Consider the following 24,317-nt stretch of genomic DNA (forward strand, 5'->3'; position numbering starts at 1 on the left):
CTAGTTATTCAAGCACATCGCCGAAAGCGGCCAGATAAGGAGCATACCAGTTAGCGGCAGCGTCGGCATAGCGGTTATAGTTACCCTGTCTAAGGCTATCCAGAACCGGTTTCAATCGTCGCAGCCGATCATGTGGTAAGCAACTACGCATTGTATAGTGAGAAAGCCGTCGATGGAGCTGTTGAAGTCCAGGGGTATCCGGCGATACACGCTCGGCCAGCAGTTGACTGATGGCGGCTAATTTAGCTTGCTTTTCGCGTAAAGGAGCCAGCTTTATGGTCCGATTCCGGATAAACCGATCACGGACCCGCACCCGTTCACCGGGCTCCTCCTGCCGCACACCGACCTGCTGCTTGATATGGGTTCGGTACAACTGCAAAGGCTGATCAATGAATTGGATCGTATTGTAAGCGGCTGCTACCAGACCAATCCAGCCATCATAAATATAACCGGGTACGTCATCAGGAAAGGGTAACACTTTACTCAAAAACGAACGGCGAATGGCGGTGGCACAGCCCATAACGCGATTTCCGTCAAGCATTATCTCCATCATTTCGCCTTCCCGCCAGCGTCTCTGAGCCTCTTCATCGAATCGAATCCAGGTCCAGAATCGATTCTGTCGACCCTGTAAGTGCTCGTCCGTTACCCACGAATCGCAGAAAGCAAGTTGATCATCAGGGTGATTGCCCATATACTCAACCATTGTACTGATCTTGTTGGGAAACCAGTAGTCGTCCTGATCGCAAATGAAAATCAGGTCGCCTGTGCATTCTGACAGAACACGTTCAAAATTTTTATTGGAGCCCAACTGAGTTTCATTAACCAGAATCCGCACAGGGAACGGTGCTTCGGCTGCTAACCGTTCAAGCAACGAAACCGTGCCATCTGTCGAGCGGTCATCGCATACGACCAACTCATCGGGTAGCTGTTGCTGGTCGAGTAGACTTTGCCACTGTGCAGGCAGGTAAGCTTCCCCGTTGTATGTACACAAGGCAACGGATACAGTCGGTCGAACCGGATTTTTCATTCTTAACAATCAAATTTGGTAACCATACTGAGCAAAAATCGGTCGCCAGTAATCCGTGCCATGGATATCCCAGGCATGACATCCAAACGGCAGCTGTCCGTTATTATAATGTTCAACGGCTCGTTTTGGGTAGAATTCGATGGCAAACCGCATGGCTATCTGGTAATCAGGAATACGCAGCAGAGGCCAATACCGATTTATTTCGATGCCCCAAAAGATATCTTCGTTGTAGTGATAATTAGGAATCCGCTCGTATCGTTCAATGCGACGCTCGAAACGATGTAACCAGCGAAGCATAGCAGGAATTCGCCTAAGCGAAAGTCCACCGTTTCCAACCCCGTTTAGACTGATTATTTCTTTCGGTGTCACGCCGTCTGGCTTTTTTAGGTCAAGCAGCGTTGCCACCTTTTTTTTTAGGTTGAACCATAATTCGTCTGACCGGCTGGTGAAGTCCCGGTCGCGAAGCCACGGCGCTCCAATATAATCGTATCCTTTTTTACACCAGTCAGCCAACTCATCGCGGAATACAAACGCGTCTAATTGATGAATAAGAATATACTCAACGTCCGTAAATGCTTTGTAAAACTCTTCGGAAAGCATCAGCTTATTGTAAGCCTGAATATCAGTAAAAAAGCGATCGGCAAACGTTCTAACCTGCAAAATTGGATATAATTTCCGATAAAGCGAAATGTCGAGCGATTCAGGTGCCGCCAACCATACCGGATAAGTACCCAACACCCGCATGCATTGCGTTAGCGCAATGTGCTCATACTCAGTTAGGGTCGGTTTATATACAGGAATGACTATGCCAGCGCTTACTATTGCTGTGTTCTTCATACAAGTTTAGGTTGGCCTAATCGCTGAGCAGCAGCTTCCTGCACCCAGCCGTATGGAAGCTCAGAGCATGGATGACCAAAATTATTCAAAATGGTGATATCTTCTCCGCGCTTGTACCGGCCGGAGTAGGGCAGGTAGTCGACAAAGTCGAACAGTTGACCAAGTAAAAGAATGCTGGTTGCTCCTGTTGCGTTGGCCATATGAGCCGGTCCACTATCGATACCGATAAACAAATGAGATTGCCGAATAACCTCCGCTGTTTCCAGCAGACTTAACTGGCCGCACAGGTTTCTGAAACCGGGGTGTTTTTCGGTAATTACGGACTCCAACCCAACCTCGATAACTGGATACGGATAGGTGTCGAGCAGCCACCTGACGAGCCTGTTCCAATTTTCGGGTGGCCAGTCTCGCATAACATGACTGGACTGACAATGGATAACAATGGGGGCTTCGCTGATGTTCAGCGATGATACGCGCTGACGGACTTTCTCCGGGATGTACATTTTCGGATCTGCGGTCAAAGCTGGCAAGCCCGCAGCCTGTGAAAACATATAGAGCAGATCACCACGATTGTAATAATTATCGAACGTGAGATCGATTTGGTCGGCAGTGGGGTTGATGGGGTCTTCGGGGCAGTATTTGCACTTGCGATGCGAAATATGCATGTTGTAAACGGTATCGAATATACCCGTTCGTAGCAGATACACCCGTTCGCTAGGGCACTTCTCAACAAGGTAATTATCCAGATCAGGATGGTATTTGACCAGTTCGACGTACTGTTTGCGCACGAGCCAGATGAGATAGGCATCTGGATGACGCTGGCGCACTTCGCGCACTACGGGTTCACAGGCAATGATATCGCCCATTTGCTCCGACAAAATAATGGCTACCAATGGCCGATTTCCCGCCTTATATTTCAGCCAGCGCAGATAAATGTATTTCCATACGAATGACCGGAACTTGCCCACAATATGGGTGTATTTGTTGTACCGGTGAATCCAAAGTGCTCGCTGTTTCGACCATGAAGCCATATTATTGAGTTTCTAACAGCGCAATTAGTTGGTTGAAGGGCGCTTTCAACACCTTCCTGACCCGTTTGTATCGCAATACTTTTGGGGGCTTTATGTAAACACACGGAAATTTCCGGTATTGTTCATTGTGGTTTGCCAGTAACCGATTTCGATATAAATCAAAGAGCGGCTTGGCATCTGGCCTTTCTCTGCCGGGTGTTTCCGAAGGAGCAAAACTATAACGTGTCTGATACTTAGAGACATCGTCTGGCTTATCCGGATTGTAGCCGCTGTAATGAAAAAACTGTAAAAATTCGGTCTGGTTTACGCGCCATTGTCCGTTCTCATCGGTAGACATATATCGTTCATGCAGATTCCAATACGCCGTATTATAACCTACATGTTTATCGATCAAAACATTGTCGTAATAAACCGGTGCAAAGTTAACCCAATGCTGGTCTACAAAGAGACCATTGCATAAATCAATCCGACATTCATACACCAACCGATCTTTCCACCAGTCTACAAATTCCTGAGCGGTCGAGTCCTTTCGCAGGCCAATGAACCCAAGGTTGAAAATGCCGGTGCTTAAATGATGCTGTTCATTCGGCCGTTCCCAGTCTGGCGTTGGCGAACAGGTATGCGGGGTCAACACCAGACTATGTTTCTGTAAATCCTGATTCAGTTTCTGAAGCGGCTGATAAATAATGATGTCCGGGTCGAAATAAATGACTTCGGTGGCGTCAGGATTATTCTTGAAGAAAAAGTCGATGTAAAAGGGCTTGACGGCTGTATTCAGTTCTGTAATATCGTACCGATCACACATGGCTGCGAAATCGGGAATGCCAATCTGATCGACCTCAAGCATCGGGTAAACGGGCATGAGTTCGTCGGGCAAATTAGCTTCGCTGAGTTTATCGACCAGACCAATTATGTAGTAATAGTCAGGGTTCGTCGCCTTTAATGAATCACCCAGCGTTCGGGCTTGAGCCAGATAGTTTATAGAGCAGATAGTGAAAGCAAGTGTCATAAGTACGGGTAAGAAGCTGGTCAGTTAACGAACGGTGTAAGCAAAGACGTCTATCCCTGCCCGACCGATTGACCAACTGGCTTACTGGCTGATTTGGTGTACGAAAAATACCGTTTTAAGTCGTTAATCGGCTTTTCAAAGAGATACCAGGATAGCGAAGCGATAATCAGTAACGCAGCCAGACTAACGAGTCTGTGAGACCAGTAGCCGAGTGTTATGGTAAGGCCAACCCGGTTGGCAACGCGCATCAGAAACGGGGTAACGAAACCGGGCACGATCATGTGAAAAACATAGATACCATAACTGATGCGACCTACGTATTGCAGCGCCTTACTGTCGAGCACCTGACCGACCACTCCTTGTATACCCAGGCTGGCCCGAACGATGATGAACAGAGCCAGGATCGAGATAAATAAACGCTGTAACAGGACGACCAATATACTGTTTCCGGGCAGAAACAGAAACGTGACGAAACCAAGGAGAGCCAACCCCGAGGCCGTTGTCAGCTTTTTCAGGAAATCGGGAAGCGTGTCCGGACGTTCGCTGACGATGTAAGCCCATAAGGCACCCAAACCGAAAGCATCGAAGCTGGCCGGTGTCAGTACCCCGTCCAGATCACCGACCGAATAGCCGTAACCCCGGAATAAAACACCACAAACAACCATTCCGATAATAACCCATCGAAAGGAAGCCTTTGGCGTCAGGAGCACAATCCAGGGCCAGACGAAGTACAGCTGTTCTTCGACACCAAGCGTCCAGAAGGGGGAAAGAATATCGGCCCAGTTGCCAGTCTTATGCAGTAAAATGTTGTAGCCGTAGAAGTAATAATAGAGTGGGTGATCGTCAATGTCCGATGTATCGGGGAAGGCCAGCCATACGACCGTGATGGCCAGATAATACAGCGGAAAAATCCGTAGAGCACGCCGTACGAAGAAATTACGATACGTGTCGGTCAGCCTGGATTGCCCTGCTTCTATGCGATTCCGGTTGTCAATAAGAATCCGGGTGATCAGAAAACCACTGATCACAAAAAAGACCATCACACCAATCGTGCCGTTGGGTAACCGGTTGACACCTTCGCCGGTCGGAAACCAGTGGTATACGATCACCAACAGCACGGCAACGGTGCGCAGGGAATCTAACTGGGGCATGTGACCGGTCGGGACCTTGGGCATCGGTAATGGGTTACGTTAGTTTCGCGAACAAAGTTACGAGAGTTTCAACGCTTTGATGGGCAGGATGTCGTTCGAGAATCTTCTCGCTGAGTCGTTTCCCCATCGTCCGACGCTGGTCTGGTTGATTGAGCAAGTCTACGACACGACTGCTCATGGCATCTAGGTCGAGGTAAGGGACCACAAATCCACCATCATCCTCAACCAGTTCGGGCGAACCTCCCGCATTGTCAAAACACACGACGGGTACTTCACTCAAACCGGCCTCAAAGACAACAAGCGGATACGGATCTTCGCGCGAGCAGAGCACGAACACATCGAACCGGCTCATATAACGCAGCACGTCCGGCGTTGGTGAGATCAGATGAACCTGTTTTTCCATACCTGCCTTCCGAATATCCAGCAGCAGGTCGTCGCGTAACGAACTGGGTGGAACGCCAACCCAAACAAAATGGACTGGTGCTCCGGCTGTCCGGCCAATGACCTGCCGGGCCAGCAGAATAAACAAATCGTTACCCTTGCGCCATTCTGCATTTCCACAACCTCCAACAATCAAGGCGTTATCGGGCAACCCCAGTCTCTCATAGATACTGGGTTGCTGACGAGCCTGCTGGACAGTACGCTCCAGCGTTGGGGTGTCAATGAGTGTAAACAGTGTTATTCGCGCCGGATCAAAGCCGTGTTCCTCCTGATAATACCGGGCCGTTGCCTGTGATACGGCCAGCAAATGATTCGTTCGGTGCAGTAGTTGAGCCAGCTCCGCCGGGCGGGTGTAGATGCGAACCGACATGTCCAACTCGTGAACAAATGTGACAATGGGCGTTTTGTCCGGAACACCGATTTGGCTAAACCAACGGCTGCTGGTAACCGTATTGACCAGTACCAGATCTACCGAATCCAGATCCAGCAATGCGCGAATCGCCTGCTGGCGTTCCCGCATCTGACGCTGGTAAAATTGATTCCACAAGCCTAGTTTTCCCAGCACCTTATCGGCTAGAACCCCGACAACGTAGCGATCCGGCGTTGGCCAAAGCGTAACGGGGCATATTGACCGATAGTCGTCCAGCAACGGGCCACCTTCACCCAGCAGCAGATGCATCTGAAAGCCTTCCTCTTTCAGAAGGCGCATGATGTTCAGCAGTACAAGTGGCGCTCCGGCTCGATTGGCGTCATGGCCGATTAATAGTAGCTTTTTCAGAAGACAATGTACGGTTTGTAAGGCTGTTTACCGTTCCTGGTTACCGGCACTACAACTTGTGATGACGGTAACCAGGAACGATAGCCCTAGTAAGTTTCGTGACTTGGCTTGGGCAGCTTCTTGGCCGGATTGCCAATATAAACGCCCCACTCATCCGTGTCTTTATAGATCGCGGTGGCCATACCAACTAGGGTGCCCGTTCCAATGTGCAGAAAATCACGAATGGTAGCGTTCACGCCGAAGAAGCAATACGGTTCAATCACACAATGGCCCGACATAACGACGTGCGACGTGAAAAAGACGTGGTCTTTAATTTCCCCGTGGTGGCCGATGTGGTTACCGCTCCAGAGCACAACGTTATTGCCGATCGTGGTGAAGGGCTGAATCGTGTTGTCTTCGAGGATAAAGCAATTTTCGCCAATTTTATTACCAAAGAGCGTAGCTTTCGAGCTGATGTACGAAATGAATTCATACCCCTTTGCTTTCGCTTCTAGATAGACGCGTTCGCGATTGCGGTTCATATTGCGACCCGTCATCGGCGCAAAAAATTTGTGATCCTGCGGAGGGAAGAGGGTTTCCACGTCTTCGAAGGCTACCAGCGGCAATCCCTTATAATCCGTGCCGGTCAGGTACTCCCGGCTAACGGTGAACGCCACTACCTCATGGTCTGAATCGTTGGTCAGATAGAAGTGTGCCAACTCGGCGGTATCCATCACACCGAAAATGATAACTTTTGCCATTTTTCTAGAGTGAAAAAGTGAAAGACCAATCTGGTAACTAGTCCAGTCGTTCGCTCTTTGGTTAAACTAGCTCATACTCGCCTAGCATCGTCCGAACGGCAGCCACGTCGTTGAACATAAGGGCATCCAATACCGACAGCCAGGGAATGAACTCATTGCCGCTCCGATTAAACTGCGGGTATTCGACCCGTTTCGCTTTTATGAAATTCAGTTCGATGGAAGCCGCTGTAAAGGTTGGCTTGTCATACAGCTCGGTTCCACCAATGGGGTTAATGTAACGCGATGCATTTTCCTGCCGACAAATATCCAGAATCCGTTCCTGTGCCCTCAAATGGCCGTTGTTGTAGACGGTGGAGGAGGCAACCAACCGGGTTGTCAGGCCTAGATACTGATTTAATTCGACTAAGCTGAAATGAATTAGATCCGCGATTGAATCGGTCGCAAAATTGATGATTTTTTCGGTCAGCGGCATTACCGTTCCGTAATAGGGTGCTTTCCGATAGCCCTGCTCGATCGTTTTCAGCAGCTTACTGCGCCATTTAGGATCATCGGCCAGATGAACTTCGTTGATACGTTTGTTCTGGCTGGCATCTTTCAGCGGGACCGTAAATAGGTGTTCCTGCCCGTTGATGAGCAGTTTATTTCGATTGATCCAACCCCGATTGATAAAGGCTACATCGTCGTACAACACGAACGTATCGACAGCACTCATTAGCTGCATATAGCCGATGTAGGGCAAAAAATAGGGCTGCATGATCGCTAAGGTCATAATAAAATCGGGTATGGCCGTATTGGCGGGCTGGTCGCTACTTGAGTTTTCGTAAATAATAATCTTCACCCGGCACGATGACCTCCCTACGCATAGTCGTGTCAGTGCCTAGCCGTATATCGCCGGGTTGGGGCGTAATGACACTTTTATCGAAAAAGAGATAATCGGCATCTTTCGGGATTGGCTTTAATCCCTGCTCAAATGGATTGATCGCGATAAGCCGTCGCGATAAGTGCTGACCGTAGAGCGGGTACTCGTAATCATCATTTATGGTGCCAAGAGCAACCGTGGCTGTAGCTGGTACAAGTTCGTCAAATCGCTTGTAAGGCGCGTAAACGTCCGGTCGTCCAAGCGTCATTTGCTGGATGCGTTCTGATTTGAAAGCCGAGGGAAATGTTTTGCCATCGGGTGCAGTCCAACCGAACGGTAAGGCACGCGTATTCAGAAACACGGTCAAAAGGGCGGAAACGCAACCCAAGATTGTAACGAAGCCGACGTAGCCTTTCCAGACCGCGCGCTTTGGCGTAGCTACGGTTGTTCGGGGATGCAAGAACAGCAGGGCCAGAAACGTAACGCCAAACAGGCCCGTTTCGATGAAATAACGGCCTTTGAATGGATCGTAGGGGGCTGAATAGGAGAGGGCCGCAAAATGGAGCAGTAAGGCTATTCCCAGGAAAACATGGGCGGTCGATCGAATGTAGCCTATCAATACCAGAAACAGTAGGGGGAAAATCAGGCCAAAACCGAATACACCCCAATAAGGGTTGGCATTGTAGAAAACGAAACGCCGGTCGAAGGCAAACGGCTGAATCGAGAAATCGGTTTCTTCGTCCAGACGCATGTGTAGTTTGTCTTCCAGCATAACGAGCGGTTTCCGCATCGTGTGATTCAACGAAGCACCAGCCTTAAGGTTACGAATACCGTCCAGGTTGACGTGATCGTACCCATAGCGAACCACGTTGCGGCTACCCTGTTCAATCAAGTTTTTAAAGGAACCCGCTCGCTCCACCGACTGGTGTTTCAGCGCCGTTGGTGGTCCGATGGGGTGACCGAAGACTTCAATGTTTTTCAGATAGCCGGTTGGTAGCGTCCACAGGCAAACCGATAGGCCAATGGCAATGGCCAATCGCCAGGTGCGACCAAACGTAATAGCCAGTGATGGCGACAGAAAAACGGTGTAGATCATGATCACGAACACCGACGGCAGGAGCAGGGCAAACGTGATTTTGTGCCCGAATGCGATACCAAACGCCATACCAGCCAGCCAGAGGTACCGATTGTCCGGGTGACCTTCCGACACGGTCTGCCGGTATGTGAACAGCATATACAAGAGCACGCTCAGGTATGCTGTCAGAACAATGTCGGTTTCCGTTGTAATGGCCTGCATCAGAAAGTCAGGCAACAGGGCATAAGCCAGGGCACAGAAAAAGCTGGCAGATAACCGAACGCCTGCCGGGCGATTGGCACCGATTCGCTGCACAATCCCAAAAATGGAAACGATGGCAGTCCAGTAGCTCAAGTGATGAATGAACTTGAACCCATTCTCGAAGCGGCCTGTCATCAGAAAGGCATAGATCTGAAGCGTACAAACGCTCTTTGGATAGGTATCTATGTTCCAGTTCGTACCACCAAAATGCCGCATCGTTCCACGCTGCACGTACTGCATGACCCGGTTCAGGTGGCCAGTCATGCTATCCCATTCATTGGGTACTGTGAAGAGTACAATCAGTATGTTCGTAAACGCGATGATGAGCAGCGTTCCGAAAAGAAGGGAGAACAGAAATTTTGGGAACAGCGATAACTCGCCAAACCAGCCGACGAACGTTTTCCAACGTTCCTGGATAAGCTGCAAGGCAGAAAATCGCTGCTGCCGGGGATGATCGTTGGTTGCTGTCAGCCGATGCAGAAGCTGCCCGATGATCGTTGCGATGATAAACGTTGACCCTGTCCAGGCTAGCGGATTTGCTGTCTGATACAGAGCGGACAGAATAAACCCGCTCAGTATGACGCTGCCAGCACCCAGCAAAAACGTTATTAACAGCCACTCCGTCAACGACTTACGACAGATTCCGGTTGCAAGTCGCCCGACGTAAACGAGAAATAGAAAAAAAGGAATAAGATAGAAAACAGTCATGATAACGAATGAAAGATTGACGAAAGTGGCCAGTCACTTCATTACACAGGTTCGCTCAGGACAGAAACGATCTCGTTTACAATGGCTGCAATTCGATCGACGTCTTCTTCTTCCAGGCTCGGATATAAGGGTAAGCAAAGTACGCGCAGGGATACATCTTCAGAAACCGGGCAGGGCTGGTGGCCAACCGAAAAAGGTAGCGTGTTGAGCGAGGGGAAAAAATACCGCCGGGGTACGATATCCTGCGCTTTCAATGCATCGACTACGCGTAATAATGTCGATTCTGAATCGAATACGACAGGGTAATAGGCATAGTTGTAGTCCACACCGGGGGTCAGTGCTGGTCGGGTAATTCGCTCAGTGTTCAGGCGGCTGTCATACCAGCTAAACACCTGTTTTCTGGCGGCAATCAGCGCTGGAACTTTGGGAAGAACACACAGGCCCATTGCGGCATGAAATTCCGAGTTTTTTGCGTTGATACCTATGCTGTAGTAGTCATCATTGCGGTGACCGAACGAGCGGTAGAATTGCAGCTTTTCGGCCAGCGCATCATCGTCCGTAACGATACAACCCCCTTCGACGGTATGAAACACTTTCGTTGCGTGGAAACTACAGGTGCTTACATCACCGTAGCTCAGAATCGAACGACCATTATAAGACGCCCCAAATGTGTGGGCGGCATCGTAAATAACTTTTAAATTGTGTTTTTCGGCAATCGCCTGGATCTGTTCAATCCGGCAGGCGTTTCCATAGACGTGCGTGGCCATAATGGCCTGCGTGTTTTCGGTGATAAGCGACTCGATCTTATCTGGGTCGATGTTGTAATCGTCGGGTCGAATGTCAGCAAAAACAGGCGTACAACCTTCCCAAAGTAACGCATTGGTGGTGGCCACATAGGAGAACGGCGTCGTAATCACTTCCTTCGTAATGTCCATAGCCTTAAGAGCCATTTGAAGGACGATTGTGCCATTTGTGCAGAATTTCAGGTGTTTTACGCCCAGAAATTCCCTCATTTTTTCCTCCAGTTCACGCAGCAGGGGGCCATCATTGGTTAGATGTACACGTTCCCAGATACCTTTGAGATAGTTCGTGTACTCGTCAAGATCGGGCAGGTATGATTTTGTGACGTTAATCATCGGTCAGGTTTTCAGTGTTCAACAGTCAACTGGTGAACACTCATTTTAAGGATGCTGGCTCCAGCATACCCATCTCGAACGGAAACTGTGGACGGACATAGCCCGGCCATTTGCCGTACCAGGCAATGCCTTCGCGGAAATCTTCCACATCGAAGGTAATGCCTTCTTCCATAACATACAGGGGTGTAACGGTATCTTTTACAACCATGATAGAGATGGTGTATGAACCGTCATTCAGAAAAAAGCCCGGAATAGTACACTCCCCGGCGATCAATCCTTTTTCGTACGACTTCGACTGTGTTCCGACGTTGAAAATACATTCCCCCGTCAGTGAATTCAGGTGCATGGACAGATTCAGGTTGGCCCGATCCATCATGTTCCAGAACTCGAACCGGAATTTCATGGGCGTCCGTACATCAATGTGCGTCAACTCATCCTGATAATCCGGAATCAACTCGATGCGTTTGATGCGTACGAGGTCGTTGCCCGGTGCTTCTTCCGGCGTATCCCAACTCCGGAGCAGTCGGGTTTTGGAGACTTTGCTCAGATAGGTGGCAATGACCTGATTGGTTTCGCCCTGCTCCAGCAATTGCCCTTTTTCGAAATAGAGCGTTTTGTTACATAGGGCCTGAACTGCCGTCAGGTTATGACTCACAAAAAGAATGGTCCGGCCACTGGCTGAATTGTCACGCATTTTGCCAAGACTTTTCTTCTGGAATTCAGCGTCACCAACGGCCAGTACCTCATCCACGATCATAATTTCGGGATCAAGGTGAGCCGAAATGGCAAAACCTAAGCGGACGTACATACCAGATGAGTAGCGCTTAACGGGCGTATCAAGGAATTTTTCAACACCGGCAAAGGCAACGATCTCATCGAACTGCTTCTTGATCTCACCACGGCTCATGCCCAAGAGTGAACCGTTCAAATATATGTTTTCGCGACCCGTAAGTTCCGGGTGGAAACCAGTACCTACCTCAAGCAGGGAGGCAACCCGTCCACGAATGCGTACAGACCCGCTACTAGGCTCAATGATTTTACTCAGAATTTTTAAGAGGGTCGATTTCCCCGCACCGTTATGCCCAACAATACCAACGCGATCACCTTGCTCGATCGAAAAACTTACGTCCCGTAATGCCCAGAATTCTTCCCGCGTCTTCGTTTCCTCTGCTTTTTTATTGCCGAAGAATTGCCGGAAGTTTTCAGTTAATACATCACGCAGGGTATTCACACCCTTGCCCTTCTGGTGGTCAATGATGTAGTGCTTACTTATATTTTCGACAGTAATGACGGACATAGCTTGTAGGTATTAGTCATGAGTATCGGTCGTTGGTCGTTTGCTTTACGTGAGCATGGGACTAGTGACCGATACCGATGACTATTATATATCATCAACAAATGTGTTTTCGCGTTTCCGGAAAAAGTAAAGAGACAAAAATAAGCAAACGCCTACAATTGTGGCTGATACCAGGAGACTCTGTGGGTTAAAATACGCTCGTTCGCCAAGCAGCGACCAGCGAAAACCATCGATAATACCAACTAGCGGATTGCACCAGTAAAAGGGGGCCCACCATTCATTGGATTTCTCAGCGACCAGCCGGCTGCTGTAAGCAATCGGACAAACGTAAAAACCGACCTGAACAATGAACGGAATCAACTGACCAATATCGCGGAATTTGACATTGACAACGGCAAAAAATAGTCCAAAAGCGAAAGATGCCAGCAGAGCCATTACAATAAACGCCGGTAAAAGCAACAGATGCCAGTCAGGAACAAACCGATACCAGATTGCCAGCAGAATAAATAAACCCAATGATACTAAAAAATCCAGAAAACTGACAGCCACCGAGCTGAGTGGCATAAGCAATCGGGGGAAGTATACTTTGGTGACAAGGTTCGAATTCAGGGTCACGCTGTTACTGATCTGCGTAAAAGCCGTGGAGAAAAACGTCCAGACCGTGATCCCGCCCAGTACCATAAGCGGATAGGGAACGCCCGGATCGGCAGGAAGTTTGGCAATTTTACTGAAAACGAATACCATGATAAGCATCGTTGTCAGAGGACGAATCAACCCCCAGGCCGTGCCGAGAGCGGTTTGCTTATAACGAACCGATACGTCACGCATCGACAGAATATAGAGCAATTCACGATTGCGCCATAAATCGCGCCAATAATGCCGCTCTGCGCGACCGGGTTCTATAATTACTTCCTGTGTTTTCATTGTATTGGTTATAGTGACTAGCAGGTGGATTTCCTAGTTACTATTCTTCCCGCATGACTGACCGATAAGCCTCCCGTAAAAATATAGCGATAAATGCCAGTATCAAACCGAGCGCAATACCGGCCTGCATCCCAATGGGTGTGATCGTTTCTTTGTAAAGCGGCAGCTCGACTGGTTCAATGATCGTAAACAGGGGCGCTTCGCGAATAAGCGACAAACGCATGTTATCCGCACTCTGAAGCGCCTGGTAATAGATGGTGCTCAGAAAGGACGAATTACGGGTTAGTTTGGTCTGATTGATCTGTCCCTGTGCCACAACCATTTGCTGGTTCTGGTCCATGTATTGAGCCAGCTTGTTTTCAGTTCCAGCCAGCATACCGGCAATAGAGTCGGCGCGGGTTCTGAGCAGCTGATACATCTCGCTCGTTTTCTTGGTCTGTTTCTGCCGGTAATCTTGCTCGATCGTTTCCAGATGGTTTTCCAGAAAACTCGCTGCCAGCATCTCATCCTGCATGGCGGAGCGCAACTCCATGAACGACGATTTGCGTTCTGGCTGAGTCACGCTCATTTCGCCCTTGATGCGCGTATAGATCTGCGACATCGCTATGCGCTCCAGCTTGCTATACTCTTCGGGTTTTTTACTCTTCCCGAATCTAAAAGACTGTAACGTATCGCTTGCCTCCCAATCTTCATCGAGGATACCGCTGTGGCGAATGTAATAATCGACTAGTAAGGTATCAACGCCGTTGATCTTAACGGTTTTCATCAGTGTCTTTTCGACAACTGGTCTTGACTTGGCGTAGATCAGAAAGTTGTCCCCTACGAAAATACTGGCATCCGGCGCACCCTGACTCAAGCCAAATGCACCAGCCAGCGAACTTAACTCGCCAAATGAATTACTGCTGCCACCGCCACCGAGATTGAAGGTCATCGTCGCATTGTAAACAGGCTGTTTCTTATGGGTTATGTCATAGATGAACCCAATTACTCCGCCAATAGCGGTCAAAATCAGGAGAAGCTTCCAGTTACGGCGCGCTATATCTTTAATCTTAGACAGGCGAAGAACAACGGCCTTCGGTGAAATTTGGTCGGGTGGTAATGGGCGGCCAGCCATACCCGTTTGGTTCGTATTCGGAGTAATAGGTTGCATTGAGTATGTTGTCAAAACCAAATAGGACTCTACCTAACGCTACGGAAGGCTAACACGCCCAGAATCAGTGTCAACACTGATGACGTAATTGCTGTTGCCTGACTCAGCACCTGTTGAGGAGTAAGCGGAGTACTGGTCTTTCTTGGAATAATAACCTCAGAGCCGGGCTCAACACGGGGGTATATGTTGAAGAACATAAACTTCCGCGTCCGATCCACGGATCCGTTAGCGTAGACAATAAACGATTTCTTGCGTTGCGACCGGGCCGTAAAACCACCCGACTGCGATATGTAATCCTGAAAGCTTTGACTGGAACGGAATTTTACGGTCGTTGGCAGCAGCACTTCACCCTGAATCCGAACCGTCTCCAGAATTTTAGGAATACGAAGGATGTCCCCTTCCTGAACCAGAATATCCTCAGAAGACCCCGGTTTAGACAGAATTTTCTTCAGATTAATACCGATCGATTCGGGCTGATCCGGCGACAGCGTTTCTGTCTCTACCACAGATCGGCCTGATGTCGTCGCCTGAGCTAGGTCATCGACTGACTTCTGCCGGCGAGATAGTTCGTCAGCACTCAGTTGCACGCGACGAATAAGCGTAGCCCCTTCAACATAAGCCTGTGGGGTCAGACCGCCTGATAAACTCACTAGATCCGAAATCTTCTGATCTTTGCTACGAATCGGGTATGCACCCGGAATGATAACTTCCCCTTCGACATTTGCGTAGGTCTGTATGCGGTAATTGGGCGACCGGCGCACCATAACCTGGTCGAAAGGCTGCAGGATAAATTTGTTTTCGTCGACGCCGAGCGACAAGTCACGATTGACATTGAAGCGGAATGTCTCGGCTACCTGAGCTGACGTTGAGCGGGGATCGGCGTCTTTTTTCCGGCGAACGACTTCGACCAGCGATGCGGCTGCGGATTCTTTCAGACCACCAGCACGCAGCAACGCATCTTCAAGCGTCATGTTCGCCAGATACGGAATGCCTTCTATCGGCTGATTCACTTCGCCCTGTACCGATACGCCAGCCTGTTCGGCCAGATCGAAGCGGGACGTAATGATAATTTGATCTTCGCGTTGAAGCGTTACGTCAGGATCTGTTCCGGCCTGAATGTTGGTCAGATTAACGGTTATGTTCTCCATCGCCAGATCCTCGCGGGTACGAACAATACTGACGCGACCCGTGAACGCATCACCTTTAAGACCTTCAGCAGAACTAATAAGCTGCTTAAGCGTCTTGTTCTGATCCAGCGAATACTGACCCGGACGATATACCGCACCTTCTATAGTAACCTGGTTTTCAAAACGCTCAAGTAGCTGTTCTACAGTAACGATGTCACCATCCTGCATCACGAACGTTTTGAACTCCGGGGCCGTTACATCGATCACTTTTAGCTCGCGATCCGTCAGGCGTCTTACTTTAATCCGGCCTTTATAGGCATTGGCCGCAAAATCACCAGCGTAGAATAACAGACGATCAAAGGTTTCGCCAGGCAACATCTCGAAAATGTTGTTACGTTTCACGGTTCCGATAATCTCAACGCGTTCCAGATACGTCGTAAAGCGAATGTTGTCGTTGTCCTGTAGGCGGAAATCATTCCGTTGTGTGCCGTTCAGTAGGTAATCGTATAAATCGAGGGTAGCGATAACCTTGTTGTTCCGAATCAACTGCACTTTCCGGAACGAACCCAATTCATTCGGACCACCCGCCTGATAGATGGCGTTCATTGCCGTTGACAGGGACGACATCGTGTATGTACCGGGTCGGATGGCATCACCCGTTACCGTTACCCGAATGCTCCGGATACTACCCAGTGACACTTCCAGAAAGGTATTGGCCGGACCATACGAGGAATTGCGTAAGCCAACAAATTTAGAGGCCAGCCGACTGATCATGCGGGCTCTGGCCTGCTCAACTGTCAGACCGGATACCGAAATTGGTCCGACACCCGTTTGATTCGCGAAGTAAACGGCACCTTCCGGCGATACTTTCTGAGAAAAGTCAAATTCAGAAAATCCGTACAGGCGGATGTTTAGTTGATCACCCGGTCCGACAATATAGTTTCGGGGGGTTGCCATGCTGATGTTCGGCTGAAAAGCGCCTTGCATAGCCGGATCGTTGAAGAGGGCATAGCCAAATATTTTCTGGCGAATTTCTTCCCGCTCCTGACGGCGGGCCGCTGCGTAGCCACTCTCGGTAGCCTCCGTAGTAGGGGTCTTTTCGACGCCAGTGCCCGCTGAATCAACGTTGGCGGTCCGTTCTGACTGACCGGGCGACTGATCGGCCGTGCCATTCGTATTGGTCGCTTTGCCCGGCGTTCCCTTGCCTTGCTGTAATTGTCTAAGCTGTTGTTGTTGGGCGGGGGAAAGATTATTGACATTGACCCCGGCTGGTAACGCAACGCCCTGACCAGCGGTAGCTGCGGGTGTTGCCGCAGGTGATGTGCCACCGGAACGAACGGCTCCGGGCGAACTTGTAGAGCCGTTACCGGCGGCTGGAGCAACGACCTGTGCCTGTACAGAAAGGCTAACTAAACCTAAACACATCACGGCCACACTGGCGCTCATCTGGCGCGAGAATTGAGCTGTAATGTCATAAAAATATTTTACCACGAAGTTGTGATTATTTCGGATTTTTTGCATATTTTTAAGATGTCGGAGCCTACTAACTGACCAGTTATTAGGGCCTTTATGTAACGACATAATTGCCTGCGTAGTACGTTTCTTCTATTCAGTCGGCAAAGTAAATGAACTTTTGCCGGATTATGAACGATTTCTTACTGTGCGGAAACTTTTATTGCCATGCCCGCCTAAGGTATGATTTTTCTAATGTTTTGATTTGACCCAATGGTATTGAAACCGTTTGTCTAATCACAAAATGCCCATAAACCATCCATGACAGAACAGGTAAATCCGCCCGTACAGTACAACGAAGATAGTATCCGATCACTCGATTGGCGTGAGCACATACGTCTTCGGCCGGGCATGTACATTGGTAAACTCGGGGACGGAGCTGCCGCTGATGATGGCATTTACGTCCTGATAAAAGAAACGATCGACAACTGCATCGACGAACACGTGATGGGCTTTGGCAAAAACATCGACGTGCGCGTAACGGATCATCGTGTTGAAGTACGCGACTACGGCCGGGGTATTCCACTGGGTAAAGTGGTTGAAGTTGTTTCCAAAATTAATACTGGCGGTAAATACGACTCCGGGGCGTTTCAGAAATCGGTTGGCCTCAACGGTGTCGGTACGAAAGCGGTCAACGCCTTGTCGAGCTATTTTCGGGTGCAGGCCTTCCGGGAGGGACGAACCGTATGGGCCGAATTTGAGCGGGGTGAGTTTACCGCTCAGGGTGATGAAACCACCAATGAGCGGAACGGAACGCTGATCTGCTTCGAACCGGATGACACTGTGTTTAAGCATTTTCATTATATACCGCAGTTTCTGGAAAACATGATCTGGAATTACTGCTATTTGAATGCGGGTCTGACCATTACGTTTAACAAACAGAAATACGTTTCGCAAAATGGGTTGCTCGACCTGCTGCGCGACAAGACAAAGAAGGACGAAGATTCGTTGCGGTATCCGATTATTCACCTGAAAGGGAGCGATCTGGAAATCGCTATGACCCACGGTAACCAATATGGCGAAGAGTATTATTCATTCGTTAACGGGCAGTACACGACGCAGGGCGGAACACACCTCCAGGCCCTGCGCGAAGCGGTTGTTGAAACCATCCGCAAGCACTTCGACAAGAACTACGAGGTAGCCGATGTGCGGGCATCGATCATTGCCGCCATCAGTATCCGCGTTCAGGAGCCAGTGTTCGAATCTCAGACCAAAACCAAACTGGGCTCGATCAATATGTCGCCCGAGCCCAATGCACAGTCGGTCAACTCGTTCGTCAAGGATTTCGTGAAAGAACGGCTGGACGATTTCCTGCACATGAACCCTGCGGTTCGGGATGCGCTCAAAAAACGGATCGAACAGTCGGAGCGGGAGCGGAAAGAACTGGCCGGTATCAAAAAACTGGCGAATGATCGGGCTAAAAAAGCGAGTCTTCATAACAAAAAACTTCGTGACTGCCGTAATCACCTGCCCGATTCGAAAGCCGAAGATCGCTATCAGTCGACACTGTTTATTACGGAAGGCGATTCGGCCAGCGGTTCGATTACAAAATCACGGAACGTTCAGTCGCAGGCGGTATTCAGTTTGCGCGGTAAGCCACTGAACTGCTTCGGCCTGACCAAAAAAGTAGTGTACGAGAACGAGGAGTTCAATCTGCTTCAGCACGCGCTTGACGTAGAAGATGGACTGGATGGTCTTCGCTACAATCGAATTGTGATCGCCACCGATGCTGATGTCGATGGGATGCACATCCGGCTACTGATGCTCACGTTCTTCCTGCAATTTTTTCCCGATCTGGTTCGTAATGGTCACCTCTATATTCTTGAGACGCCATTATTCCGGGTGCGTAACCCGAAAAACCACAAAGAGACGAACTATTGCTATTCGGAAGAGGAGAAACAGACGGCCACTAACAAGTTGATGAAAGGGGGAAAAAAAGTCGAAATCACCCGGTTTAAAGGATTAGGTGAAATCTCTCCCGAAGAGTTCGGTCTGTTCATCGGCGAAAATATGCGGCTGGAACCTGTGATCATGGAAAAAGAGACCTCGGTTCCGAAATTGCTCAGTTACTATATGGGTAAGAATACACCCGACCGTCAGCGGTTTATTATCGACAATCTGCGTGTCGAGAAAGATATCGAAGATGCGGCTTTAGTTTAGCCGGAAGTTTGCAGTAGGCAGTAGGTGATGTACTTTTGCGGTATACTGCCTACTGCTTTTTTATTGTGCTGACTGACGACGGCACGCTACTGACAAAAAATGACTCTTGAATCCCTCCGTAATGACATCGACACGCTTGATGATCAAATTCTGACGCTCCTCAATCAGCGAATGGAGCTTGTGCGTCGGGTAGGCGAACTCAAACGTTCGACCAACACCGTTATTTATCGGCCTGAGCGCGAAAAGCAAATCATTGAGCGGTTATACGCCCAGAATAAGGGCTTGATGAACCGCACCGCCATTGAAGCCATTTTTCTGGAAATCTTCGCGGTATCCCGGAATCTTGAGCTACCCGAACGGATCGCCTTCCTGGGCCCCGAAGGGAGCTTCACGCACCAGGCCGCCGAAAGCCGGTTCGGTGCGATGAGCGCTTACATGGCCCTGCCAACGATCCGGTCAGTGTTTGAGAGCGTCGAAACGGGGCGGGTTCGGTTTGGGGTCATACCCATCGAAAACAACCAGGAGGGAATCGTTGAGGAAGCAATTGATCTGCTGCTTGAGAAGGATCTCTCCATTGCCGCTGAGGTTCAAATTCCGGTGCACTTTACGTTTGCTACCCAAACCGAGAATCTGGCCGATATCACGCATATTTATTCCAAAGACATCGCGTTCCGGCAGTGTAGTAAATTTCTGAATGATTCTTTTGAAGGGCTAAAAGCGGAACTGGTCCCGGTTGAATCCACATCGAGAGCGGCTAAGATGGCGGCTCAGCAACCGAACACGGCAGCCATCTGTTCGCACATTGCCGCCAAGCTATTCGATGTGCCTGTCCTGTTTGATAACATTGAAGACAGCGATCTGAACCGAACCCGTTTTCTGATTTTGGCCAAAGATTTCAAGAATCAACCGAGTGGCAGTGATAAGACGACGATCATTGCCAAGCTGTCGAATACGCAATCGCCGGGGGTGCTGGCCGAATTTCTACAGGAGTTCAATGCCCGACAGATCAACCTGACCAAAATCGAAAGCCGACCCTTACGTGATGGCGCAACCTTCCGCTATTGGTTCCTGATCGAATGCGAGGGACATTCGAACGAACCGGCGTTGCAGGAAATCCTGAATCACCATGCCGCCGAAGTAAAACTGCTGGGCAGTTACGTGCGGGGAACCTAAACAGGGCTTCATCGTTGTTGTTCTAGTAAAAACAGTGCTCGTATGGAAGCCAACACATCAGCCGAAAATCCCGATAAGCTCGACCGTATCATTGACGCGCGCATGAAGCTCAAGCGTCGGTTCGAAGAGAAAATGGCGCAGACGCCATCTATGACCGATGAAAAACCGCGTGGCTCCGGCCCGCAAAATCGGCATGGTATGCCAGCGGTACCGGTTGGGCAAACAGTAACGACAAAATGGCCGGTGCTGGATTTGGGGTATCAACCCAACATTCCACTCGATAAATGGCAGCTCAACATCGACGGCGAGGTAGAGAATCCGGTTCGATTGAAATGGGACGATTTAATGGCTTTGCCGCAGGTCGAAGACACCAGCGATTTTCACTGCGTCACAACCTGGTCTCGGCTGGACGTACCGTGGGTGGGCGTACGCTTTATGGACCTGGCAGCTTTGGTCGATCCGAAAGCAACCGCAACGCATGTGATGTGCTACGGTTACGACGGGTATTCAACCAATCTCTCATTGGAAGAAGCGCTGAAACCTGATGTATTGCTTGTTCATACGGCCGACGGTCAGCCATTAACACTCGAACACGGCGGTCCGTTACGTATGGTCACTCCCCAACTGTACGCTTGGAAAGGATCGAAATGGATCAAGCGAATTGAGTTTCTAACTAAAAATCAACTCGGCTTCTGGGAAGAACGCGGTTATTCCAATACGGCCTATCCGTGGCGTAACGATCGGTATTCGTGATTGTGAGTGTATTGTAGAGACGCATGGGAATGCGTCTCTACAATACACTTATGACTCAATAAAGCCATAACACAACATGTGGCAAATCGTCATCTGGGCGTCTTCGACCCGACCGTAGTGTTCGTCCTGAACAATAATGACCTCGTCGGCAATGGCCGCTAACCGACCCCCCTTGCCGCCAACCAGTGCGACGGTTGTCAGTCCGTTTTCGTTCGCCCAATGCACAGCCTTCACGACGTTTGGTGAGTTGCCGCTGACACTTAGCGTCAAGACAAGGTCACCGGGTTGCGCGTAGTTATGCAGTTGCTGCACATACACATCCTCGTAGGCGTAATCATTGCCGAGGGCCGTGATCCACGAAATACTTTCATTGAGCGACAGGCAACGAAACCGCTTTCCCATCCGGTCGGAGGCACTTTTGCCCAGGTCGGTGATGAAGTGCGACACGTTCGACGCACTCCCACCGTTCCCGAAAGCGAAGAGTTGCCGATCTTCTTCCCAGCATTTTTTGATCAGGTTGATGATTCGTTCAACCTGATCAATTGGGATCGCATCGTAAACGGCTTTCTGCCGTTCCAGATACGCATCAAAATAGGCTTTATTCATCTATATGCAGAGCGATTAGCTCATGATCTTGCCTAACGCATTGCCGTGCAAATTCTTTGCTTCAGCAAGTGTCAGAACCGCCGTATCGTCAACGACAAACCCGCCGGGCGTTACCGTACCCAACGCGAAGAACGGAAGAATCGTATCTTTCAGGTAGGCTTCAACGTGTTGCTGGTTATCAGGCGAAACGGAAACGACAACTCGGCTCTGGCTTTCCCCAAAAAGGAACGCATCCGTGCGATACCGGTCGTCCGTTGCGATCTGGAAGCCTGTGTCACCCGCCATCGCTGATTCAGCCAGGGTCACAAATAGACCGCCATCCGATACATCGTGTGCCGACTGAATCCAGCCGTTGCGAATCATGGTTTTGATCGACTCCTGAACGCGCCATTCGGTCTCGAACTCAAAATTTGGCGCAGGAGACCCTTTGATACCCCGGAAGGAATACAAATATTCCGACGAGGCTATGTCATCCGTTGACGGTCCAACCAGATACAGTAAATCACCTTCGTTTTTAAAGTCGAGCGTCATCCGGTGGTCCGGATGTTCCATTAATCCCAGCATACCGATGGTTGGTGTCGGGAATACCGGTCCGTCATCGGAGCTTTGGTTGTAGAAACTGACGTTACCGCCCGTAACCGGTGTGCTGAACCGACGGCAGGCTTCACCCATGCCCTGAACAGCCTCCACAAACTGCCAGTAAACTTCCGGTACGTATGGATTCCCGAAATTCAGGTTGTTGGTCACGGCAATCGGCTCACCACCCGAGCAAACGATGTTACGGGCCGCTTCGGCTACCGCAATCATGGCACCCTGGCGTGGGTTGGCATTGACGTATCGGCTATTGCAATCGACGGTAATGACGATTGATTTGTCCGAGCCTTTTACCCGTACAACTGCGGCATCCGAAGGGGCATTCGTACTCCGGTTTGCCGTACCAACCATGGAGTCGTACTGTTCGTACACCCATTTACGGGAACAGATATTGGGGTGAGCCAATAAATGCGCTGCTACTTCCTTAAGCTCGTCGTTTTCCAGATCGTCGACATCCGACGGATCGAATTTGGCAAACTCCTGTATATAAGCGGGCTCGCGGTATTCACGGTGGTATTGAGGAGCACCGCCACCCAGCACGAGGTCATAGGCAGGAACGTCGGCAACGAGTTCACCGTAGCGATAAAAATGCAATCGACCGGTATCGCCTTCGCCGGGGGGCGTCACCTCACCGATCTGGGCGCAGTTCAAATCCCACTTATCGAAAATTCCCTGGATGATATGCTCTTTTCCTTTTTCGATAACAACCAGCATCCGCTCCTGTGATTCAGAGAGAAGAATCTCGAACGGAGCCATGTTGGGTTGGCGCGTGGGTACTTTATCGAGGTCGATAATCATGCCATGTTCACCCTTCGCGCTCATTTCGGAGGTTGAGCAGATGATACCAGCCGCGCCCATATCCTGAATACCGACCACGTAGCCAGTCGCGATGATTTCGAGCGTAGCTTCGAGGAGTAGTTTCTCCATGAACGGATCGCCAACCTGTACCGCCGGTAGTTTGTCGGTCGAAGCGGCCGAAATATCTTCTGATGCAAACGTTGCTCCGTGAATACCATCTTTGCCCGTTGCCGAACCAACAATAAACACCGGATTGCCGACACCATACGAAGTCGCCTTAGCCACTTTGCCCACTTCAACGATCCCCGCCGAGAAGGCATTCACGAGTGGGTTGGTGTTGTAGCACTCATCGAAGTAAAGCTCCCCGCCAACGGTCGGTATGCCGAATGCATTGCCGTAGTCACCGATTCCTTTAACCACGCCCCGCAGCAACCGCTTGGTCTTGGGCAGATCAAGACTACCGAAACGAAGCGAGTTCAGTTGCGCAATAGGGCGTGCGCCCATCGTAAAAATATCGCGGTTGATACCGCCAACGCCGGTTGCTGCGCCCTGGTAAGGCTCAAGGGCCGACGGGTGATTGTGCGATTCGATTTTGAAGGAGCAGGCTAGTCCATCGCCAATGTCAACCAGTCCGGCGTTTTCATCTCCGGCTTTAGCCAGCATCCGATCCGAATCGCGGGGAAGCGTCTTAAGCCAGATGATCGAATTTTTGTAGGAGCAGTGTTCCGACCACATCACCGAGAAGATACTCAGTTCAGTAAAATTTGGCCGACGACCCAAAATCTGAGCGATGCGGTCAAATTCATCGGGTAGGAGACCCAGTTTACGGGCGGTTTCAAGCGAGGGTAGCGATTCTGTAGCGTCCACGGGAAGATGAATTGTTGAACGATTGAGGTATTGACTACAAGCTGTTTAGCCTTGAATCAATCGACCTGGAGGCCGTTCGTGTAGTAAAATGACTCCCAAAATTACGGTTTTTTGCCTGAATACGACCCGCTATGGGTTGACAAATCTCAAAACGTTCGTATATTTGCACCCAGAAAGAGAGATGGCAGAGTGGTCGATTGCGGTGGTCTTGAAAACCACTGACTGTAACAGGTCCGGGGGTTCGAATCCCTCTCTCTCTGCAAGAGAACAAAAAAGCACTCCTAATCAATGATTTGAGTGCTT

General features: G+C 49.8%; 19 protein-coding genes and 1 tRNA gene. 4 read left to right on the forward strand and 16 right to left on the reverse strand.

Annotation, left to right across the window (positions count from 1 at the left end):
• Nucleotides 1-4 precede the first annotated feature (4 nt).
• The 14 genes from GK091_RS05945 to GK091_RS06010 form a co-directional block, all read right to left on the reverse strand.
• Nucleotides 5-1,027, reverse strand: a complete 1,023-nt coding sequence (locus tag GK091_RS05945; protein WP_164035681.1) for a glycosyltransferase family 2 protein — start codon at nucleotides 1,025-1,027, stop codon at nucleotides 5-7.
• A gap of 9 nt (nucleotides 1,028-1,036) precedes the next feature.
• Nucleotides 1,037-1,864 (reverse strand): DUF5672 family protein, encoded by an 828-nt coding sequence (locus tag GK091_RS05950; RefSeq protein WP_164035682.1) that lies wholly within the window; start codon nucleotides 1,862-1,864, stop codon nucleotides 1,037-1,039.
• Nucleotides 1,861-2,895: a glycosyltransferase family 9 protein gene (locus GK091_RS05955; protein WP_164035683.1), complete on the reverse strand. Its 1,035-nt coding sequence runs from the start codon at nucleotides 2,893-2,895 to the stop codon at nucleotides 1,861-1,863. Before GK091_RS05955 ends, GK091_RS05950 begins: the two co-directional genes overlap by 4 nt.
• A 1-nt stretch (nucleotide 2,896) precedes the next feature.
• Nucleotides 2,897-3,904, reverse strand: coding sequence for a glycosyltransferase family protein (locus GK091_RS05960; protein WP_164035684.1), 1,008 nt, complete (start codon nucleotides 3,902-3,904; stop codon nucleotides 2,897-2,899).
• 50 nt (nucleotides 3,905-3,954) lie between these two features.
• Complete coding sequence (locus GK091_RS05965; RefSeq protein WP_246202150.1) at nucleotides 3,955-5,079, reverse strand: acyltransferase family protein; 1,125 nt, start codon at nucleotides 5,077-5,079, stop codon at nucleotides 3,955-3,957.
• A gap of 10 nt (nucleotides 5,080-5,089) precedes the next feature.
• Nucleotides 5,090-6,274, reverse strand: a complete 1,185-nt coding sequence (locus GK091_RS05970; RefSeq protein WP_164040589.1) for a glycosyltransferase family 4 protein — start codon at nucleotides 6,272-6,274, stop codon at nucleotides 5,090-5,092.
• 86 nt (nucleotides 6,275-6,360) lie between these two features.
• Nucleotides 6,361-7,014, reverse strand: a complete 654-nt coding sequence (locus tag GK091_RS05975; RefSeq protein WP_164035685.1) for an acetyltransferase — start codon at nucleotides 7,012-7,014, stop codon at nucleotides 6,361-6,363.
• Between the two features lie 61 nt (nucleotides 7,015-7,075).
• Nucleotides 7,076-7,783 carry a WbqC family protein gene (locus GK091_RS05980; protein ID WP_164035686.1) on the reverse strand — a complete coding sequence of 236 codons (708 nt, stop codon included), beginning with the start codon at nucleotides 7,781-7,783 and terminating at the stop codon, nucleotides 7,076-7,078.
• 37 nt (nucleotides 7,784-7,820) lie between these two features.
• A complete protein-coding gene (locus GK091_RS05985; protein ID WP_164035687.1) occupies nucleotides 7,821-9,917 on the reverse strand; it encodes an ArnT family glycosyltransferase in 2,097 nt (698 codons plus the stop codon).
• 41 nt (nucleotides 9,918-9,958) lie between these two features.
• A complete protein-coding gene (locus tag GK091_RS05990) occupies nucleotides 9,959-11,053 on the reverse strand; it encodes a DegT/DnrJ/EryC1/StrS family aminotransferase (protein WP_164035688.1) in 1,095 nt (364 codons plus the stop codon).
• A gap of 40 nt (nucleotides 11,054-11,093) precedes the next feature.
• Complete coding sequence (locus GK091_RS05995) at nucleotides 11,094-12,350, reverse strand: ABC transporter ATP-binding protein (RefSeq protein ID WP_164035689.1); 1,257 nt, start codon at nucleotides 12,348-12,350, stop codon at nucleotides 11,094-11,096.
• Between the two features lie 84 nt (nucleotides 12,351-12,434).
• A complete protein-coding gene (locus GK091_RS06000) occupies nucleotides 12,435-13,274 on the reverse strand; it encodes an ABC transporter permease (RefSeq protein ID WP_164035690.1) in 840 nt (279 codons plus the stop codon).
• 40 nt (nucleotides 13,275-13,314) lie between these two features.
• Nucleotides 13,315-14,424 (reverse strand): GumC domain-containing protein, encoded by a 1,110-nt coding sequence (locus GK091_RS06005; protein WP_164035691.1) that lies wholly within the window; start codon nucleotides 14,422-14,424, stop codon nucleotides 13,315-13,317.
• Between the two features lie 29 nt (nucleotides 14,425-14,453).
• A complete protein-coding gene (locus GK091_RS06010; protein WP_164035692.1) occupies nucleotides 14,454-17,072 on the reverse strand; it encodes a polysaccharide biosynthesis/export family protein in 2,619 nt (872 codons plus the stop codon).
• A 252-nt stretch (nucleotides 17,073-17,324) separates the two neighbouring features.
• Here GK091_RS06010 and GK091_RS06015 point away from each other — a divergent pair, with 252 nt between their 5' ends.
• The 3 genes from GK091_RS06015 (at nucleotide 17,325) to GK091_RS06025 (ending at nucleotide 21,149) form a co-directional block, all read left to right on the forward strand.
• Nucleotides 17,325-19,223, forward strand: a complete 1,899-nt coding sequence (locus GK091_RS06015; RefSeq protein ID WP_164035693.1) for a DNA topoisomerase IV subunit B — start codon at nucleotides 17,325-17,327, stop codon at nucleotides 19,221-19,223.
• Nucleotides 19,224-19,322: 99 nt separating this feature from the next.
• Complete coding sequence (gene pheA / locus GK091_RS06020; RefSeq protein ID WP_164035694.1) at nucleotides 19,323-20,396, forward strand: prephenate dehydratase; 1,074 nt, start codon at nucleotides 19,323-19,325, stop codon at nucleotides 20,394-20,396.
• A 42-nt stretch (nucleotides 20,397-20,438) separates the two neighbouring features.
• A complete protein-coding gene (locus GK091_RS06025) occupies nucleotides 20,439-21,149 on the forward strand; it encodes a sulfite oxidase-like oxidoreductase (RefSeq protein ID WP_164035695.1) in 711 nt (236 codons plus the stop codon).
• A 48-nt stretch (nucleotides 21,150-21,197) separates the two neighbouring features.
• On the opposite strand, the gene GK091_RS06030 is transcribed toward GK091_RS06025, so the two are convergent.
• A complete protein-coding gene (locus tag GK091_RS06030) occupies nucleotides 21,198-21,755 on the reverse strand; it encodes a D-sedoheptulose-7-phosphate isomerase (RefSeq protein ID WP_164035696.1) in 558 nt (185 codons plus the stop codon).
• Nucleotides 21,756-21,770: 15 nt separating this feature from the next.
• Entirely contained in the window at nucleotides 21,771-24,014 is a 2,244-nt protein-coding gene (purL, locus tag GK091_RS06035; RefSeq protein WP_164035697.1) for a phosphoribosylformylglycinamidine synthase subunit PurL, read from the reverse strand.
• Between the two features lie 175 nt (nucleotides 24,015-24,189).
• Between purL and GK091_RS06040 the strand changes: the two genes are divergently transcribed.
• Nucleotides 24,190-24,274 (forward strand) — tRNA-Ser (locus tag GK091_RS06040).
• The last annotated feature ends 43 nt before the right edge of the window (nucleotides 24,275-24,317 follow it).

Origin of the sequence: Spirosoma agri (genome assembly GCF_010747415.1) — a bacterium.
Taxonomy (GTDB): domain Bacteria; phylum Bacteroidota; class Bacteroidia; order Cytophagales; family Spirosomataceae; genus Spirosoma; species Spirosoma agri.

What these genes read in the sequence shown, in the direction of transcription:
- GK091_RS05985 (WP_164035687.1), bottom strand. Translation starts at nt 9,917, where the DNA reads ATGACTGTTTTCTATCTTATTCCTTTTTTTCTATTTCTCGTTTACGTC.
- GK091_RS06005 (WP_164035691.1), bottom strand. Translation starts at nt 14,424, where the DNA reads ATGCAACCTATTACTCCGAATACGAACCAAACGGGTATGGCTGGCCGC.
- GK091_RS06015 (WP_164035693.1), top strand. Translation starts at nt 17,325, where the DNA reads ATGACAGAACAGGTAAATCCGCCCGTACAGTACAACGAAGATAGTATC.
- GK091_RS06010 (WP_164035692.1), bottom strand. Translation starts at nt 17,072, where the DNA reads ATGCAAAAAATCCGAAATAATCACAACTTCGTGGTAAAATATTTTTAT.
- GK091_RS05965 (WP_246202150.1), bottom strand. Translation starts at nt 5,079, where the DNA reads ATGCCCAAGGTCCCGACCGGTCACATGCCCCAGTTAGATTCCCTGCGC.
- pheA (WP_164035694.1), top strand. Translation starts at nt 19,323, where the DNA reads ATGACTCTTGAATCCCTCCGTAATGACATCGACACGCTTGATGATCAA.
- GK091_RS05980 (WP_164035686.1), bottom strand. Translation starts at nt 7,783, where the DNA reads ATGACCTTAGCGATCATGCAGCCCTATTTTTTGCCCTACATCGGCTAT.
- GK091_RS05945 (WP_164035681.1), bottom strand. Translation starts at nt 1,027, where the DNA reads ATGAAAAATCCGGTTCGACCGACTGTATCCGTTGCCTTGTGTACATAC.
- GK091_RS05995 (WP_164035689.1), bottom strand. Translation starts at nt 12,350, where the DNA reads ATGTCCGTCATTACTGTCGAAAATATAAGTAAGCACTACATCATTGAC.
- GK091_RS05960 (WP_164035684.1), bottom strand. Translation starts at nt 3,904, where the DNA reads ATGACACTTGCTTTCACTATCTGCTCTATAAACTATCTGGCTCAAGCC.
- GK091_RS05950 (WP_164035682.1), bottom strand. Translation starts at nt 1,864, where the DNA reads ATGAAGAACACAGCAATAGTAAGCGCTGGCATAGTCATTCCTGTATAT.
- GK091_RS06030 (WP_164035696.1), bottom strand. Translation starts at nt 21,755, where the DNA reads ATGAATAAAGCCTATTTTGATGCGTATCTGGAACGGCAGAAAGCCGTT.
- GK091_RS05975 (WP_164035685.1), bottom strand. Translation starts at nt 7,014, where the DNA reads ATGGCAAAAGTTATCATTTTCGGTGTGATGGATACCGCCGAGTTGGCA.
- GK091_RS05955 (WP_164035683.1), bottom strand. Translation starts at nt 2,895, where the DNA reads ATGGCTTCATGGTCGAAACAGCGAGCACTTTGGATTCACCGGTACAAC.
- GK091_RS05990 (WP_164035688.1), bottom strand. Translation starts at nt 11,053, where the DNA reads ATGATTAACGTCACAAAATCATACCTGCCCGATCTTGACGAGTACACG.
- GK091_RS06025 (WP_164035695.1), top strand. Translation starts at nt 20,439, where the DNA reads ATGGAAGCCAACACATCAGCCGAAAATCCCGATAAGCTCGACCGTATC.
- GK091_RS06000 (WP_164035690.1), bottom strand. Translation starts at nt 13,274, where the DNA reads ATGAAAACACAGGAAGTAATTATAGAACCCGGTCGCGCAGAGCGGCAT.